The organism is Mesorhizobium sp. M1396, assembly GCF_040317725.1.
In the GTDB taxonomy this organism is placed as follows: domain Bacteria; phylum Pseudomonadota; class Alphaproteobacteria; order Rhizobiales; family Rhizobiaceae; genus Mesorhizobium.
Map to the genome: position 1 here is coordinate 1 of NZ_JAMYLA010000033.1, position 14,461 is coordinate 14,461.

The following is a 14,461-nucleotide window of genomic DNA, read 5'->3' on the forward strand; positions in this document are numbered from 1 at the left end:
GGGGCGATCATGCCCCCGTGTCGTCAAAAGGCTACCAGCCAAATATCCTGTCAGAACACTGAAGGTGCCTAAGTGAACTGCATTACCCCGCGTTGGGGCCGTTTTTGTTCGAGCTGTTATGGGCGCTCTTCGGATCAGCACCGGAATATTAGTTATTGCTAAATAAAAACTTCCCCGCAACCACGGAAAGGAATACCATCGTCGCCGTTCCGTAGGGGATGAGGCGGTGTAACTGGCCGCGCAATCAGCATTTTTTCCGCCTCGGGTCTTGCACGGCCAGATGAGAAAATCTGGGAGGAATGCATGCCAAGAACAGCCAGCCTTGGGCGCTGCGGCGTCCTTACTTTAACAAGCCTGATGAGCGCATGGTTGGGCCTAGCCACGGCTCGGGCCGAGGACGTCAACAAGGCCGACATAGATGCCTTGAAAAAGTCGCTGGCCAAATATGAGGACTACACCGCAGCCGTCCGCGACCTCTATCTGTCGACAGTCGGCTGCGTCTACTACAGCGGAGAAAAGATAGCGGGTGCGATGGATTACCCGAAAGGCGCCATGGGTATCCATTTCGTCAACGTCCCGAGTATTGGCCAAAAACTCGACCCGATGCACCCCAATGTGCTGATTTACGAACCGACCAAGAAGGGCTTGCACCTGGTGGGCGTGGAATGGCTGGTGCCTCTGACACCAGACATCAAGGAACCCCCGAAGCTTTTCGGCCAAACCTTCATGGGACCGATGGAGGGGCACTATCCGCTCATCCCGCGGGAGTTCGTGCACTACGATCTTCACGCCTGGCTGACGGACAACCCGAACGGGATGTTCAGTCCGACGAACCCGAACGTGAAATGCAGCAAGGCCGAATTTCCGATGCTGGAGAAACCGACCAAGATGATGCCTGGACCGATGTAAAGGGCGAGCCAGGCTGGCTAGCGCGCGTGAACTCATAAACGGGCATGCTTGGATCAGACATTTAGTCTGCCTCCGAGGCGAAAGCGGCCATTCTAGGCTACCGTTGCCATGTCGGCCGCCAGCAAGCCCTAATTCCAAGGGCAAGCCCGTCAGGACTCTCATCAGGGAGGATACAATGATAAAGCGGGCGCGCATCTGGGCGATATCGGCTTCGTGCGTCCTTTGGCTTTTTACACTGCCCGCCCAGGCGAGCCACTTAGGTGATCTTGTCAGGAACGGCGACGTCGCGGCGGTGACTTCCGCCTTGGACAAAGGCGCCGCGATTAACGAAATTGACGGCGTTACGGCGCTCTACATCGCCTGCGAAGGCGGAAATGTCGAGTTAGCCAAACTTCTGATCAATCGTGGCGCGGACGTCAACCTGCCCGTCAGCTGGCAAAGAACGCCACTCTACGCCGCCAACAAGGCTGGGCACGCCGAGATCGTGAAGCTGTTGCTCGACAATGGGGCCGATCCAAATCGGGTGGCGAAAGCGCAGACGCCGCTGCACGTGGCTGCCGAAAATGGCTGCCTTCAGTGCGTCATCCATCTTGTGGACGCCGGGGCAGAGGTCAACGCACTGACATCAAATGGAAATCCGCCCATACATTTGGCCAAGCTCAGGGGTCACGACGACGTCGTGGCTTACTTGCGCAGTCATGGCGCCGGACGACCGGCCATTGCGTCGATTTCGGCTCGACTTGCATCGGCAAGCGCTGAATCGGGCAAGGAAATTTTCGACGGAACGTGCGGGGCCTGTCATCTTGCATCACCGAGCCTCAAGATTCCCAAACGGGTCAATCTGTGGGGCGTCGTAGGGCGGCCGAAGGCCTCACAAAGCGATGTCCCGTATTCGTCAGCCATAAAGGAAGCCGGCGGCACTTGGACCTTTGAGGACCTCAATTCTTTTATCTCAAATCCGGCATTCGCTTTGCCCGGAACAGATATGATTTTCCCGGGTCTGCGGGACGAGAAGCAGCGAGCAGACCTCATCGCTTACCTGCGGACCTTGAGTGACACACCAATGCCGCTTCCCGACAATTGATTGCCCCTGTCTGGCGGGTACTGTGATCCGCAACCAGCGATCGGAGCCGTCAGGCATCCTGCGCGTGAGCGCACCAATTCTGTTCGGTCCGGATTTCCTCGTGCCGGTAATCGCCGATTACATGCGGACCCATCCTCGGGTCGAGGTTGACCTCCAGCTTTCCGACGGATTTGTCGATCTCGGTGCCGAGGGCCTCGATTTGACGATACGAATCGGCCACTTGCCGGATTCCGGCTGGCAGGCGAAATGCCTGGGTGCTTTACGGCACGTCGTATTCGGCGCACCTTCCAGCCGGCTGGTCGTTTTCGCAAATGGCTACTTTTGCGCGTCCAAAAAGACGCGCAGCGCCGTCGTATCAGACCTTGGCGACGATCTTCATGAAGGCCGGCATGTCATCGCCAAAGCCGACGGTCGAATCGTTGTCTTCCTGATGGCGTTGGCGGGCAGGGCGGTTGCTGTCGCGCTGCGGCCTGGTGTCGCCGCGTTCCGGTGCGCGCTGCTCGTTGCGATCGGATGATTTGCGCTCGGTGTTTTCCGACCGGATCGCTTCCTTGCGCGAGCGGCGTTCGCCGATGTCGGCGACCGCGGCCTCGGCTGGCGGCTGATCCTCGCGTACCGTTTCCGGTGCCGCTTCTTCGCTGTGCCTGGCGTGGCGTTCGCGTGGTTTGCGCTCGCCGCCCTTTTCCCTGCGATCATGGTCCTTGCGGTCGTCGTCCTTGCGGCCGGCACGGCGCGGCGCGCCTTTGCCGCGGCGCGGAGCATCGTCCTCGCCTTCGCTGGCGACCACTGTCGACAGGTCGCCGTCATGCCACTCGATCTTGTTGCCGATCAGCCGCTCAATGGCGTCGATGTACTTGGTGTCCGACTTGGTCGCGATGGTGAAGGATTTTCCAGAGCGCCCGGCGCGTCCGGTGCGGCCGATGCGGTGAACGTAGTCCTCGGCATGGATCGGCACGTCGTAATTGAAGACGTGGCTGACATCGGGGATGTCGAGACCGCGCGCGGCGACGTCGGAGGCGACTAGGTAGCGCAGCTTGCCGTCGCGGAAATTGGCCAGCATCTGCATGCGCGCGCGCTGGTCCATGTCGCCATGCAGCGCACCGGCGTCGAAATCATACTTCAGCAGCGAGCGGAACAACTCCGCCACCTCGACCTTGCGGTTGCAGAAGATGATGGCGTTCTTCAGCTCCGCATCTTCGGCCTTGATCAGGTTTCGCAAGGTCTCGCGCTTGTCCCATGGTTTGGAGCCGGACTTGACCAGGCGCTGGATGATGTTGGTCGCCGCGGACGCGGCCTTGGAAACCTCGACGCGCACCGGCGCATGCAGGAACTTTTCGGTGAGCTTGGTGATCTCCGGCGGCATCGTCGCCGAGAAGAACAGCGTCTGCCTGGTGAACGGGATCATCTCGCAGATGCGCTCGATGTCGGGGATGAAGCCCATGTCGAGCATGCGGTCCGCTTCGTCGATGACGAGGATCTCGACGCCGTTGAGCAACAGCTTGCCGCGCTCGCGGTGGTCGAGCAGGCGACCGGGCGTCGCGATCAGCACGTCGGCGCCGCGCTCCAGCTTCTTGTCCTGCTCATCGAACGAAACGCCGCCGATCAAAAGCGCGATGTTGAGCTTGTGGTTCTTGCCGTATCTGATGAAATTCTCTTCGACCTGTGCGGCGAGCTCGCGCGTCGGCTCCAGGATCAGCGTGCGCGGCATGCGGGCACGAGCCCGGCCTTTTTCGAGGCGGGTCAGCATTGGCAGCACAAAGGAAGCCGTTTTGCCGGTGCCAGTCTGGGCGATGCCCAAAATATCCTTGCCGAGCAAGGCGTGCGGGATGGCACCAGCCTGGATCGGTGTCGGCTGCGTGTAGCCGGCATCGGTGACTGCGGAAAGAACCTTCGGCGACAGGCCGAGGTCTGAAAAGGTCAACGCTTCTGGAGCGGTCGTGGTGTCTGAGGACAATTGTTGTTGTCTTTGGCTGGTTCGGGGAAGCGCAACGGCGTCTAACGACGTCTGTCGCGGCAAGCGCCACGCGCCTGCAAGATTGGTATTGCAATTAGGAGCAAGCCCTCGATTTGTCAACAGAAACGGCCGTGATTGGCGCGATTGTGAAGTTGTAACCTTAATCGGGATACTTAACCCCCGTGCAGTTCGCCGCGCCGGCTCAGTAACGGAACTGTTCGGCGAGGATGCGTTCGTTCCAGGAATGGTTGGGATCGAACAGCAACGTCGCCGTCGCTGTTGGCGATTCCCTGACCGTGACCGAGGTCACCGCCTTGACTTCCGTATGGTCGGCGGCGGCGTTCACGGGCCGTTTTTCCGGCTCGAGAATGTCGAAGCGCACGGTCGCCTTGTTGGAGAGCAGCGCGCCGCGCCAGCGGCGCGGGCGAAACGGGCTGACCGGGGTCAGCGCCAGCAATGGCGCATCGAGCGGCAGGATCGGCCCGTGCGCGGAGAGATTGTAGGCGGTGGACCCGGCCGGCGTCGCGATCATCACGCCGTCGCAGCTCAGTTCCTCGAGCCGTATCTGCTCGTCGACGGTGATCCGGATCTTGGCCGTCTGATAGGATTGCCGCCACAGCGCCACTTCGTTGATCGCCAGCGCCGAAAGCGTTTCGCCTTCCGAGGTTTCGGCCAGCATCTCCAGCGGGCGGATCGTTTCGGCTACTGCGGCCGCGATCCGCTCGGTGAGCCCGCCGAACCGGTACTCGTTCATCAGGAAACCGATGGTGCCACGGTTCATGCCGTAGACCTTCTTGCCGGTCCCCATCGTGTCGCGCAGGGTCTGCAGCAGGAAGCCGTCACCACCGAGCGCGACGACGATCCCGGCATCCTCGACGGAGGACTGGCCATAGCGCGCCGACAGGCTTTCCAGCGCCGCCTTGGCGTCAGCGGTGTCGGACGAGACGAAGGCGATGCGGCTGGCGGCTGTGCTCATGGCTTCCCGATGACGACCCATTGGCGGCGGCCGGTTACCGGGCCGCGCCAGCGCCGGGGTAGCATGGGCGGGCCGTGTCTGCAAAGAGAGCCGCGCGCGTCGAGGCGACCGCGCAACGGCGGGATGCGGCCTGCCGTTCGCGCATCATGTCAAAGGCTACTCGAATGTGATGGTTAAGACCGGCTTTAAACTCTCGTAAAGCCGGACCGGTCATGTTAGCCGGCAGTGGATGGGTGGCGTGGGGGCTAGCCAGTCGAGGCCGACATATTGCCGGTAACACGCCTGATCATCGTCTTTCTGATGCTGGGAAGCTTCGCGCTTCTCTTTGCCGAACTGGTGCGCCAGTCCGAAGAGACGAGCTTCCGACCTCAGCCCACGGCGTCGCGCTGTGGTGATGCCGCCGGGGCGCCATGCCCGCAAAGGGCGCTGTAACTCGGACCTGACTTGGCGAGGCGTGTCGTTTCTGGCTGGAAGCGAAACCGGCTGCGGACGTTCCAACCGCTGCGCCAACGGATCGCCGGACCGAGTAGCGCGTGCTGATCGAGGAAATCACGCTCAACTCAGCTATGAACCCTGCCGCAGATGACAGCCGGCTTGCCGCTTCTGTTCCAGATACTCGTCGACAAGCTGGCGGTAGCGCACCTTGCCGAAGCTCGGGAAATGGCCGCCATGCACGACCGAGACATCGAGGTCGCGCAGGCGCGTGAGTGTCGCCATGTAGTCTGATATGTCCGAGTGGTAGACATCGTCGATCAGCGGGCCGTCATAGATGATGTCGCCGGATAACAGGATGCCCGTCCTGTTTTCGTAGAGCGCGATGCCGCCGGGTGAATGGCCGGGCGTGTGGATCACCTCGAAGGCACGGTCGCCGAGATCGACGACATCGCCATGGTTGAGCAAGCGGCCGGCGGGTGCGGGCGCAATGCCGTAGCGCGCCGTGTCCCAGCCTCGCGGCATGCCATCGAACATCTCGTCCGTCGCGTAGGTGCCGGCGGCCGTCCATTCGTTGCGCGGATCGGCGAGGATTTGAGCCTCGGCCGCGTGCACACAGCGATCGGGAAATTCATGGTGGCAGCCGATATGGTCGAAATGCGTGTGGCTGGCGACGCAGATGAGCTTGCGCTCGCTCACCAGCGGCACGTGACGCCGGAGGCTGAAATGGCCAAGCCCGGTGTCGAACAGGAGGTCGCGGTCGCGGCCGCGCACATGCCACATATTGCAGCGGAAGAACGGCTTGATCCACGGCTCATGGATCAGCGTCACGCCATCGCTCATGCGGATGGTCTCGTACCAGTCGGGAGCGTCGATGAGCGCAAGCGTACCCATGTTCAATCCGTCAGCAGGATGATCTGGTCGGTATCGCAGGAAATCGCGACCGTGTCGCCCGGCTGGACGGTCGCTGTAGCGGGCAACTTGGCGATGAAATACACCGGGGGATCTTCGATGGAAGCCGCAAGCACGCGCTTGAAGCTGCCCTGGAAGACGACATCGCTCACCTTGGCGGAGCCGAGCTGTACGGTGCCTACGGCCATGCCGAGGACAAGATGCTCCGGCCGTATGGCCAGCGCAACGGCGGAGCCCGCCGGCAACGTGCTGGGCAGTGAAACCGGCCCGACCGGCGTCGCAACAGTGCTTGTCAGGTCCCCGGCCTCCGTGACTGTGCCGGCAAGGATCGTGCTCTCGCCCATGAAGGTGGCGGAAAAGCGCGTCGCCGGCCGCGCATAGACGCGCTCGGGCGGGCCTTCGTCCTCGATGCGCCCGTCATTCATCACCACGCAATGGTCGGCCAGCGCCATCGCTTCTTCCTGGTCGTGGGTGACATGGATGAAGGCGGTGCCGACGCGCTTCTGGATTGCCTTCAATTCATCCTGCATCTGCCGCCGCAATTTGAGGTCGAGCGCGCCGAGCGGCTCGTCGAGCAGAAGCACCGCCGGCTCGATCACCAGCGCACGCGCCAGCGCCACGCGCTGCCGCTGGCCGCCGGAAAGCTGATGCGGCTTCTTGTCGAAGGCTGCGGCCAGTCCAACCAGCGCCAGCGCCTCGCGTGCCTTTGCCGCCCGTGTGGCGCCGTCGACGCCCTGCATGCGCAGGCCGAAACCGACATTGCCGCCGACGCTCATATGCGGAAACAGCGCGTAGTCCTGGAACACCGTCGTCGTCGGGCGCTTGGCCGGCGGCACGGACGTGCAGTCCTCGCCACGGATGAACACCTTGCCTTCGCTGGGCGTGACGAAGCCGCCCAGAATGGACAGCAGCGTCGTCTTGCCGGAGCCCGAGGGTCCGAGCAGGATCGTGTAGCTGCCGGGCTCGATCTGCAACGACACCTTCTTCAGCACCGTGTGCTGGCCGAAGCGGTGCGAGACGGAGCTTATATCGACCAAAGGCGCGGTCATGCCTTTCTCCTTCGCAGCAATGTCAGTTCGAACAGCACCACCAGCACGATCGAGACGGCGAAGACCAGCGAGCCGACCGCGTTGGTCTTGGGATTGAGGCCGGAACGCAGCAGGTTCCAGATTTCGACAGGCAGCGTTGTGTCGAAACGGGTCAAAAGGAAGGAAATGACGAACTCGTCCCACGAGAAGGTCATCGACAGGAAGAAGCCGGCGAAGATGGCAGGCGCCATGACCGGCATGGTGATCAGCAGCAGCACCTTCCATTCCGGCGCGCCGAGGTCGCGCGCGGCGCGCTCGATGTTGATCTGGTGGTCGCCCATCTGGCTGTAGATGATGGCAAAGCACAGCGGCAGGTTGATCACGACATGGCCGATGCCGGCGGCCAGCAGCGACTTCGGCACGCCGGCCCAGTTGAACAGCACCAGGAGCCCCATGCCGATGATGAGGTAGCTGACCGTCAGCGGCAGGGTGATCAGCCCGCGCAGCAGGCCGGAGCCGGGTAGGACAAAGCGCGCAAAACCCCAGGCGGAGAGGAAGCCGAGCGTGACGGCGGCGAGCGACGAGATGGACGCGACCAGCAGCGAATTGACCAGCGCCGAGGTCAGCCTGACGTCAGAGAGAACCGCGTCGTACCAGCGCAGCGACGGGCCGGTGAAGGGCGGGATTGGAAACGACGTCGCCTGCAGCGAAAACAGAACGAGCACGACCACGGGCAGAAAGATGAAGCCGTAGATCAGGACGGCGTAGAGCCAGGAGGCTATGCGGACGATCCTGCGCATCTCAGGCCCGCTCGATCTTCAGCCAGCGGGCGCAGGCGAGGTAGGCGATGGTGACCACCGCCATCAGGATGATCGACAGCGCCGAGGCCAGCGGAAAATCGCCGCGCCGGCCGATCTGCATCATCACCAGCTGCGGCATCAGAAGCTCGTTGTTGCCGCCCAGGATCTGAGGCGTGATGTAGTCGCCGATGCACAGCACGAAGGTGAGGAAGGCGCCGACCATGATGCCGGGCAAGGTCAGCGGAAGCACGACATGCAGGAAGGTGCGCACCGGCCCGGCGCCGAGATCGGCGGCGGCCTTGCGGTAGCTTGGGCTCAACTGCTTCAGATTGGCGAAGATCGTCAGCGTCAAAAGCATCACGAAGAAATGCACGAAGCCGGTGACGGTGGCGAAACGCGTGTTGGCGAGTTGCAGCGGCTCGCTGAACAGGCCCGAGCCGGTGAGCGCGCGGTTGACCACGCCGTTCTGCGCCAGCACCAGCAGCCAGGAGTAGGAGCGCACGACGTAGGAGGTCCAGAACGGCAGCACGGCCAGCATCAGCGCCAGCCGCTGCCAGCGTTCCGGCACCTGTTCGGCCAGGATCCAGGCAAAGGGATAGGCGAGCAGCACCGAGACGACGGTGACGATCGCTGTCACCTGCAGCGAGTTCACCATCGCCTGCCAGTAGGACGGGTTGGTGAAGAACTGGCTGTAGTTGGACAGCGTGAGGCCACCGCCTTCATGCGCCGTGAGGCTGGAAAACCCCATGGCGATGAAAGGCAGCACGAAAAACAGCAGCGTCCAGCCGAGCGCCGGCGTGACCAGTGCCCAGGGCAGGGCACGGCCCGCCCGGGGCAGGGCATGCCCGTTCTTTGCCGACGTGCTCATGAGCGATATCCGTTCATTTTGCCTGCAGCATTTCGGTCCACATGTCTTGCATCTTCTTGTCGAGATCGGCGTTGGGCGCCGGGTAGGCCTGGGCCCGCGCCAGGAAGCCCGGCTGCTCGTCGAAGCGCAGGATCTTTTTCTGCTCGTCGGTCAGCGCCGCCTTGGTGTTCGCCGGCATGCCCCAGTAGCAGGACGAGGTAGCGAGCCGCGCCTGGCCTTCCGGGCTCATGATGTACTGGATGAATTTCAGCGCCATGTCCTTGTTTTTGGAATCCTTGAACATGGCCAGCGACTGCGACCATAGAACCGCGCCTTCCTTCGGAATGGAGAAGTCCAGCGCCGGGTTCTCCTTGGCCAGCCCCGCTGTCACCCATTCGCCGCCGCCGACCAGAATGTCGACTTCGCCGGTCGCCAGCGCCGTCTGGCTGGCGGTGACTTCGCCGACCAGCTTGGCATTGGCCTTCATCTTGAGAAGCTCGTCCTTGAGGGCGGGCAGGTCGGCTTCGGTGAGATCGGCCGTCTTCTTGCCGATGGCGAGCGCCGCCATGCCGATGACCGGCAGATAATAGTCGTAGATGGCGACCTTGCCCTTGTACTTGTCGCCGGTCAGCGCTGCCATCGACTGCATGTCGGCCGGATCAACCTTGGTCTTGTTGTAGCCGATCGTATTGTAGCCGAACTTTTCGGTAACGCCGTAACGCTTGCCGCCGACGACAGTGGAGCCGTCCATCTTCACCTGCGGAAACAGGTCGGCCAACGGCAATTTGTCTTCCGGCAATGGCTCGAACAGGCCCTTTTCGACGCCGCGCGGTATGTCGATGCTATCGATCACCATCACGTCCCAGTCGCCCGGCTGCGACTGTTCGACGATGGCCAGTCCGGCGCCGGTGCCCTCGAATTCCTTGACGTTGACCTTGACGTTGTTGGCCTCCTCGAACGGCTGCAGCAGCGCCGGATCGGCATGATCGCACCAGATCAGCGCGTTGAGGTCGGCGGCCTGGGCCGCGCTGCCGGCTCCGAGCAGCAGCGCGGTGGCGGCGCAGGCCGCATGCAGATGGCTCTTCAGAATGGAAAGCGGATTCCTGGATGTAGGTTTAGCGGACATCGAGTGTTCTCCCTTGCCTTTATGGCTTCTTGCAAAAAATTGAACCAATTCTAAAATTGAGTCAATTCTGTTTTTATGGCAAGAGGCCGGGATGAGCGGACTGCGGGCAAGGCAAAAGGCGGATCGGCACCGGCGCATCATCGAGGCGGCGGCGGAGCTGTTTCGCGAGGCCGGCTATGAGGGCGCCAAGATCGAGGCGATAGCCGCCCAGGCCGAGGTCTCGGTCGGCACCATCTACAATTACTACCAGAATAAGGGCGACATCCTCGGCGCCATCGTCTCGCTGGAGGTCAACGAGGTGCTCAATGCCGGGCAGGGGGTCGTCGCCAGGCCGCCGGCCAATGTCGGCGATGCGCTGGACACGCTGATCGGCATCTACATCGAACACTCGCTGCACTATCTCAGCAAGGAGATGTGGCGGCAGGCCATGGCGATCTCGACGCAACTGCCCGACAGCCCGTTCGGTCAGGCTTACACCGGGCTCGACCGTGCGCTGACCGAACAGATCCGCGCCCTGATCGCCCGCCTGCAGACGCTTGGCTTGGTGCGGCAGGACATCGACGGGGCAGCACTCGGCGAACTGATCTTCAACAACATGAACATGATGTTCATCGAGTTCGTGAAGCGCGACGCGGCGAAGATCCCGGAGCTGCGCGCGGCGATACGCAGGCAGAATAGGATACTGGTGGCGGCGATCGGGGCGTGAGGGAGTCAGGAGCAGACAGGAGAAATCGTCGCTTCGGCATAAAACCTGGTTTCAGACGAGGCTCGCCTCTTGAGTTGAGTTTGAAATCTGATACAACCTAGAAGGGCATAAATAAGGGGGAGAGGTAAATGGGGTCGTTTTCCATCTGGCATTGGGCGATCGTGCTGCTGTTGATCGGCGTGCCTGTTTTCTTTGCTGTTCGATCAGCCACGAAGCCATCACAGAATCCTGAGACTCTTGTAGGCATCGGTGGCTGGTTGATGCTGCTGGCGATCGGCCAGGCATTGTCACCGCTGCGCACACTTCTCGTATTGGGTTCCTCGAGCGATGGCTACAACCAACTCATGCTGGTGCCGAATGGACCCATGGTAGTCTATGGTGAGATTGCTTTGCTGCTGGCATTTCTGGTGCTTCAACTGGTGGTGCTGGTTGCCATGCTGAGGCGGAGCTCTTGGTTCAAGCAGTTGTTTCTCATCCAGTGGCTTGCAATCCCGGTGGTTTTCATCCTGGACGCTGCCTGGGTTTCCGCTGCTCTCGGGGTTGCGGTCGGGCAAGTGGTCACCGGAGGCGCGCTTGCGGCGCCGATAGTCTCGTTTGTCCTTACCGGACTCTGGGTCGCTTACGTCTACAAATCCGTCAGGGTACGCAACACGTTCACCAGGGTTGGGGTATCCGCCCAAATTGCGAGCGCGTCATAGGATATCGGGGCGCCCGGAAGGCTCTGGCTCTCGGGTAGTCGTCGATCGGAGCTGGTGCCCCCGGACGGAATCGAACCGCCGACCTTCGGTTTACAAAACCGCTGCTCTACCAGCTGAGCTACAAGGGCACGGCGCTCCGGTTAGCATATTTGTTGCGCCAGTAAAGACAAAACTCCGTTTTACCCGGCATGTCGCATGGGCTGTCGGGGGAGGGCATCCTGAAAAGCGCCTGATTGCTTCCTACATATGGAAACGGTGCAATCGCTTCGAGCAGGGGTGCCGCATGATCAGATTTGTCATCATTCTCCCGATCATCTTCGTGGCCTGGATGCTGTTGGTGAAGATCATCAACGATGTGAAGAAGGCCAATGTCGACTGGACCGGCGTCACCACCATCATCGGCTTCATCGCGCTCGCCTTCTGGCTGCGCCATGTCACGGGGATGTGAAAAGAGCGAGTAGCGAATAGTGAATAGGGAGTAGGGAATGGGGTGCGAGGGATTCCTTGGTGTCCCTGCCTTTCCCTACTCGCTATTCGCTACTCACTATTCGCTCCAATCTCCAAAACCTTTCGAACCTTTCCCCACGCCGCGCCGACTGATGGTCAGAGGCGAATGGGTCGCCTCGATCAAGGATCCAGGAGATCATCATGTTCAAGCGCACTCTTACGTCAGGCCTCGTCGCCATTTTCGTCGCCACCGGCGCGCTCGCCGGCACCGTCGGCACGTCGTCCGCCCATGGCATGCACGGCCATCATCATCACCATCACAACAAGCACTTCAAGAAGTTCTGGTGGAAGCACCATCATCACCACAGACATGGCAGGGTGATCATTTTCCTTTGATGGAGGGGCCCATTCTTCCAAGAGGGCGGCTTCGGCCGCCCTTTTTGCGTTGGCGTTGTGAAGTGGGACGGCAAAAGCTGCCGATCTCCCCCCTTGCGGGGGAGATGTCCGGCAGGACAGAGGGGGGTGTGAAGGATCGCCATCCCTTGAGTTCAGGCTTGTTCTTGAAACAAGGCTGAGTGGAAGACGCGGCTACGATCGATTGACAGGTCGGATGGACAGCACCCCCCTCTGCCCTACCGGGCATCTCCCCCGCAAGGGGGGAGATCAGCCGCATCAACGTCCTCGCCAAACTCCTGCAGGTCGCCGTCAGCATGACCTCGGTCCCAAGAAAATCGAAAAAAGATTCGAACCTTTTTCCTTGCCGCGACGACAGATGATCAAGAGGCGGATGGATCGCCTCGGTCAACGAAGCAAGGAGATCGTCATGTTCACACGCACACTCGTTTCCGGCGTCATCGCCACCGCCGTCGCCGCCAGCACGCTGCTCGGCACCGTCCAGCCTTCGGCTGCTCACAGCCATCACCACAATCGCGAAATCGGTATCGGCATTGCCGCCGGCGTTGGCGGTTTCGTGCTGGGCAGCCTGCTCTCCCAGCAGCCCCGTACCGTCTATGTCGACGAGGACGGCGGCTCATGGCACGTCCGTCGCTGCTACGATCGCTACGCGAGCTACGACGTCGACTCCGACACCTATATCGGCCACGACGGCTATCGCCACTACTGTCGTCTCTGAGAGGAGGAGGCGTTTCAATCCCTTAAAAGAGGGGCGCCCCCGCCGCCCCTCTTTTCGCTGTTGGGGGCAAGGCCCTTGTCGAATTGATCGACAGCCAACGTTGGCGCCGCCCCTCATCTGCCTGCCGGCATCTTCTCCCCGTAAAACAGGGAGAAGGACGCTAGCCGCGGCACTCCGCACTTTTTCGCAGCGTTGGAGATTGGCGAAATCGTTTAGACATCGTCCTTCTCCCCGTCACTATACGGGGAGAAGATGCCGGCAGGCAGATGAGGGGCAGCGCGAACCTCAAGCGACTACCTCCGACAGCCGGCCTCGCAAAGCGGCCCGCGCCGTCCGGCGTGGTGATCTTGGCGCGTGACTACGTGAAGTTGCCCTTCGTGGTTGTAGAGGCGTCGCTATCATCAGATCGCCTTCACCCCGCCGATCATCCTTGTCACCTCGGCCGCGGCGTCGCGCACCAGCGGCCCGATTTCGGCCAGCCGTTCCGGCGTCAACCGCACGGTCGGCCCGGAGACCGACACGCCACCGATCGGCTCGCCGAATTCGTTGAAGATAGCCGCCGCCACGCAGCGCATGCCGGGGTGCCGCTCTTCGTCATCGACCGACCAGCCCCGCAGCTTGATTCGTGCCAAATCGTGGGCCAGCGCCGAAATGTCGGACAGCGTCCTGTCGGTGAAGCGCTGCAGGCCGGCCTTGCGCAGGATGGTTCCGACGCGCTCCGGCTCGAGATGGGCCAGCACCGCCTTGCCGATGCCGGACGCATGGAACGGGCTGCGCGTGCCCGGCCGGAAGAAGGCGCGGATCGCCTGATGCGTCTCGACCTGGCTGACGAAGACGACGCAATCATCCTCGGCGACGCCGAGATTGGCGGTCTCGCCGGTTCTCTCCATCAACTCCTGCATGACGACGCGGGCGCGGTCGACCAGTTTGCGGCGGCGCAGGAACGCCGCGCCCATGCGGTAGGTCTCGACGCCGATCGACCACAGCTGGTCGCTGGTGTCGAATTCGACCATGCCGTGGTTTTGCAGCGTCGTCAGCATGCGGTAGGCGGTCGAGGCGGCCAAGCCGCTCTGCGCTGATATCTCGCTTAGCGACAGCCCGCTGCCCTCCGCGACGATGGCCAGGATGCGCAGCGCCCGATCGAGCGACTGCACCGAGCTGGGCTCCGATGGCCCGTTGAAAGCGCGCGGCCGGCCGCGCTGGCGTTTTTCGGTCGTTTCCATGGCGCCATTCTCAGCCGATTTCGCCAAACGGGCAATGAAAAAGTTTTTCATCCGATCGAAGGGGTGAATTCCTGGAAAACAGAAGATCCAATAAAATCAAGGGATAGGAGCCGTTTTCTAGAAATGAAAAAATATTCTGAAAAAATTGAAAAATAGCCTGCTTGCTGACATCCTTGGCCAATCCAAC

The 14,461-nt window shown here is 61.6% G+C and carries 15 protein-coding genes, 1 tRNA gene and 1 pseudogene; 8 read left to right on the plus strand and 9 right to left on the minus strand.

Translation table 11 applies throughout. The features are described from left to right. Positions 1-303: 303 nt before the first annotated feature. The 3 genes and pseudogenes from NKH02_RS21110 to NKH02_RS21120 form a co-directional block, all read left to right on the plus strand. Positions 304-909, plus strand: a complete 606-nt coding sequence (locus NKH02_RS21110) for a hypothetical protein (protein ID WP_352864248.1) — start codon at positions 304-306, stop codon at positions 907-909. A 175-nt stretch (positions 910-1,084) separates the two neighbouring features. Then, entirely contained in the window at positions 1,085-1,993 is a 909-nt protein-coding gene (locus NKH02_RS21115; RefSeq protein ID WP_352864251.1) for an ankyrin repeat domain-containing protein, read from the plus strand. A 100-nt stretch (positions 1,994-2,093) separates the two neighbouring features. Further along, a pseudogene (locus NKH02_RS21120) lies at positions 2,094-2,231 on the plus strand (LysR substrate-binding domain-containing protein); the annotation flags it as partial. Between the two features lie 117 nt (positions 2,232-2,348). Here the strand turns inward: NKH02_RS21120 and NKH02_RS21125 are convergent. The 7 genes from NKH02_RS21125 to NKH02_RS21155 form a co-directional block, all read right to left on the minus strand. After that, the gene (locus NKH02_RS21125; RefSeq protein ID WP_352864254.1) at positions 2,349-3,947 is read right to left on the minus strand and encodes a DEAD/DEAH box helicase; all 1,599 of its coding nucleotides are present in this window, start codon (positions 3,945-3,947) and stop codon (positions 2,349-2,351) included. Positions 3,948-4,149: 202 nt separating this feature from the next. Next, complete coding sequence (locus tag NKH02_RS21130; protein WP_352881165.1) at positions 4,150-4,923, minus strand: NAD kinase; 774 nt, start codon at positions 4,921-4,923, stop codon at positions 4,150-4,152. A 564-nt stretch (positions 4,924-5,487) separates the two neighbouring features. After that, complete coding sequence (locus NKH02_RS21135) at positions 5,488-6,249, minus strand: MBL fold metallo-hydrolase (RefSeq protein ID WP_352881167.1); 762 nt, start codon at positions 6,247-6,249, stop codon at positions 5,488-5,490. A 2-nt stretch (positions 6,250-6,251) separates the two neighbouring features. Next, positions 6,252-7,316: an ABC transporter ATP-binding protein gene (locus NKH02_RS21140; RefSeq protein WP_352881169.1), complete on the minus strand. Its 1,065-nt coding sequence runs from the start codon at positions 7,314-7,316 to the stop codon at positions 6,252-6,254. After that, positions 7,313-8,095, minus strand: coding sequence for an ABC transporter permease (locus NKH02_RS21145; protein WP_352881171.1), 783 nt, complete (start codon positions 8,093-8,095; stop codon positions 7,313-7,315). Before NKH02_RS21145 ends, NKH02_RS21140 begins: the two co-directional genes overlap by 4 nt. Before the next feature lies 1 nt (position 8,096). Then, positions 8,097-8,963 carry an ABC transporter permease gene (locus NKH02_RS21150; RefSeq protein WP_352881173.1) on the minus strand — a complete coding sequence of 289 codons (867 nt, stop codon included), beginning with the start codon at positions 8,961-8,963 and terminating at the stop codon, positions 8,097-8,099. A gap of 13 nt (positions 8,964-8,976) precedes the next feature. Further along, the gene (locus NKH02_RS21155) at positions 8,977-10,068 is read right to left on the minus strand and encodes a polyamine ABC transporter substrate-binding protein (protein ID WP_352881174.1); all 1,092 of its coding nucleotides are present in this window, start codon (positions 10,066-10,068) and stop codon (positions 8,977-8,979) included. Between the two features lie 91 nt (positions 10,069-10,159). Between NKH02_RS21155 and NKH02_RS21160 the strand changes: the two genes are divergently transcribed. Beyond that, positions 10,160-10,774, plus strand: coding sequence for a TetR/AcrR family transcriptional regulator (locus NKH02_RS21160; protein ID WP_352864271.1), 615 nt, complete (start codon positions 10,160-10,162; stop codon positions 10,772-10,774). Positions 10,775-10,902: 128 nt separating this feature from the next. Continuing rightward, complete coding sequence (locus NKH02_RS21165; RefSeq protein WP_352881176.1) at positions 10,903-11,472, plus strand: DUF2569 family protein; 570 nt, start codon at positions 10,903-10,905, stop codon at positions 11,470-11,472. A 52-nt stretch (positions 11,473-11,524) separates the two neighbouring features. Here NKH02_RS21165 and NKH02_RS21170 read toward each other — a convergent pair. After that, a tRNA-Thr gene (locus NKH02_RS21170) sits at positions 11,525-11,600 on the minus strand. Between the two features lie 155 nt (positions 11,601-11,755). Here NKH02_RS21170 and NKH02_RS21175 point away from each other — a divergent pair. The 3 genes from NKH02_RS21175 (at position 11,756) to NKH02_RS21185 (ending at position 13,051) form a co-directional block, all read left to right on the plus strand. After that, positions 11,756-11,920: a hypothetical protein gene (locus NKH02_RS21175; RefSeq protein ID WP_352864508.1), complete on the plus strand. Its 165-nt coding sequence runs from the start codon at positions 11,756-11,758 to the stop codon at positions 11,918-11,920. 200 nt (positions 11,921-12,120) lie between these two features. After that, entirely contained in the window at positions 12,121-12,315 is a 195-nt protein-coding gene (locus NKH02_RS21180) for a hypothetical protein (protein ID WP_352881178.1), read from the plus strand. Positions 12,316-12,742: 427 nt separating this feature from the next. After that, positions 12,743-13,051 (plus strand): BA14K family protein, encoded by a 309-nt coding sequence (locus tag NKH02_RS21185; protein WP_352864510.1) that lies wholly within the window; start codon positions 12,743-12,745, stop codon positions 13,049-13,051. Positions 13,052-13,452: 401 nt separating this feature from the next. Here NKH02_RS21185 and bhcR read toward each other — a convergent pair whose 3' ends face one another. Beyond that, the gene (bhcR, locus tag NKH02_RS21190; protein ID WP_352881180.1) at positions 13,453-14,274 is read right to left on the minus strand and encodes an HTH-type transcriptional regulator BhcR; all 822 of its coding nucleotides are present in this window, start codon (positions 14,272-14,274) and stop codon (positions 13,453-13,455) included. Positions 14,275-14,461 lie beyond the last annotated feature (187 nt).

Excerpts from the sequence above, each read along its gene's own strand:
- NKH02_RS21110 (WP_352864248.1), top strand. The coding sequence starts at position 304 with ATGCCAAGAACAGCCAGCCTTGGGCGCTGCGGCGTCCTTACTTTAACA.
- NKH02_RS21115 (WP_352864251.1), top strand. The coding sequence starts at position 1,085 with ATGATAAAGCGGGCGCGCATCTGGGCGATATCGGCTTCGTGCGTCCTT.
- NKH02_RS21130 (WP_352881165.1), bottom strand. The coding sequence starts at position 4,923 with ATGAGCACAGCCGCCAGCCGCATCGCCTTCGTCTCGTCCGACACCGCT.
- NKH02_RS21135 (WP_352881167.1), bottom strand. The coding sequence starts at position 6,249 with ATGGGTACGCTTGCGCTCATCGACGCTCCCGACTGGTACGAGACCATC.
- NKH02_RS21140 (WP_352881169.1), bottom strand. The coding sequence starts at position 7,316 with ATGACCGCGCCTTTGGTCGATATAAGCTCCGTCTCGCACCGCTTCGGC.
- NKH02_RS21145 (WP_352881171.1), bottom strand. The coding sequence starts at position 8,095 with ATGCGCAGGATCGTCCGCATAGCCTCCTGGCTCTACGCCGTCCTGATC.
- NKH02_RS21150 (WP_352881173.1), bottom strand. The coding sequence starts at position 8,963 with ATGAGCACGTCGGCAAAGAACGGGCATGCCCTGCCCCGGGCGGGCCGT.
- NKH02_RS21155 (WP_352881174.1), bottom strand. The coding sequence starts at position 10,068 with ATGTCCGCTAAACCTACATCCAGGAATCCGCTTTCCATTCTGAAGAGC.
- NKH02_RS21160 (WP_352864271.1), top strand. The coding sequence starts at position 10,160 with ATGAGCGGACTGCGGGCAAGGCAAAAGGCGGATCGGCACCGGCGCATC.
- NKH02_RS21165 (WP_352881176.1), top strand. The coding sequence starts at position 10,903 with ATGGGGTCGTTTTCCATCTGGCATTGGGCGATCGTGCTGCTGTTGATC.
- NKH02_RS21175 (WP_352864508.1), top strand. The coding sequence starts at position 11,756 with ATGATCAGATTTGTCATCATTCTCCCGATCATCTTCGTGGCCTGGATG.
- NKH02_RS21180 (WP_352881178.1), top strand. The coding sequence starts at position 12,121 with ATGTTCAAGCGCACTCTTACGTCAGGCCTCGTCGCCATTTTCGTCGCC.
- NKH02_RS21185 (WP_352864510.1), top strand. The coding sequence starts at position 12,743 with ATGTTCACACGCACACTCGTTTCCGGCGTCATCGCCACCGCCGTCGCC.
- bhcR (WP_352881180.1), bottom strand. The coding sequence starts at position 14,274 with ATGGAAACGACCGAAAAACGCCAGCGCGGCCGGCCGCGCGCTTTCAAC.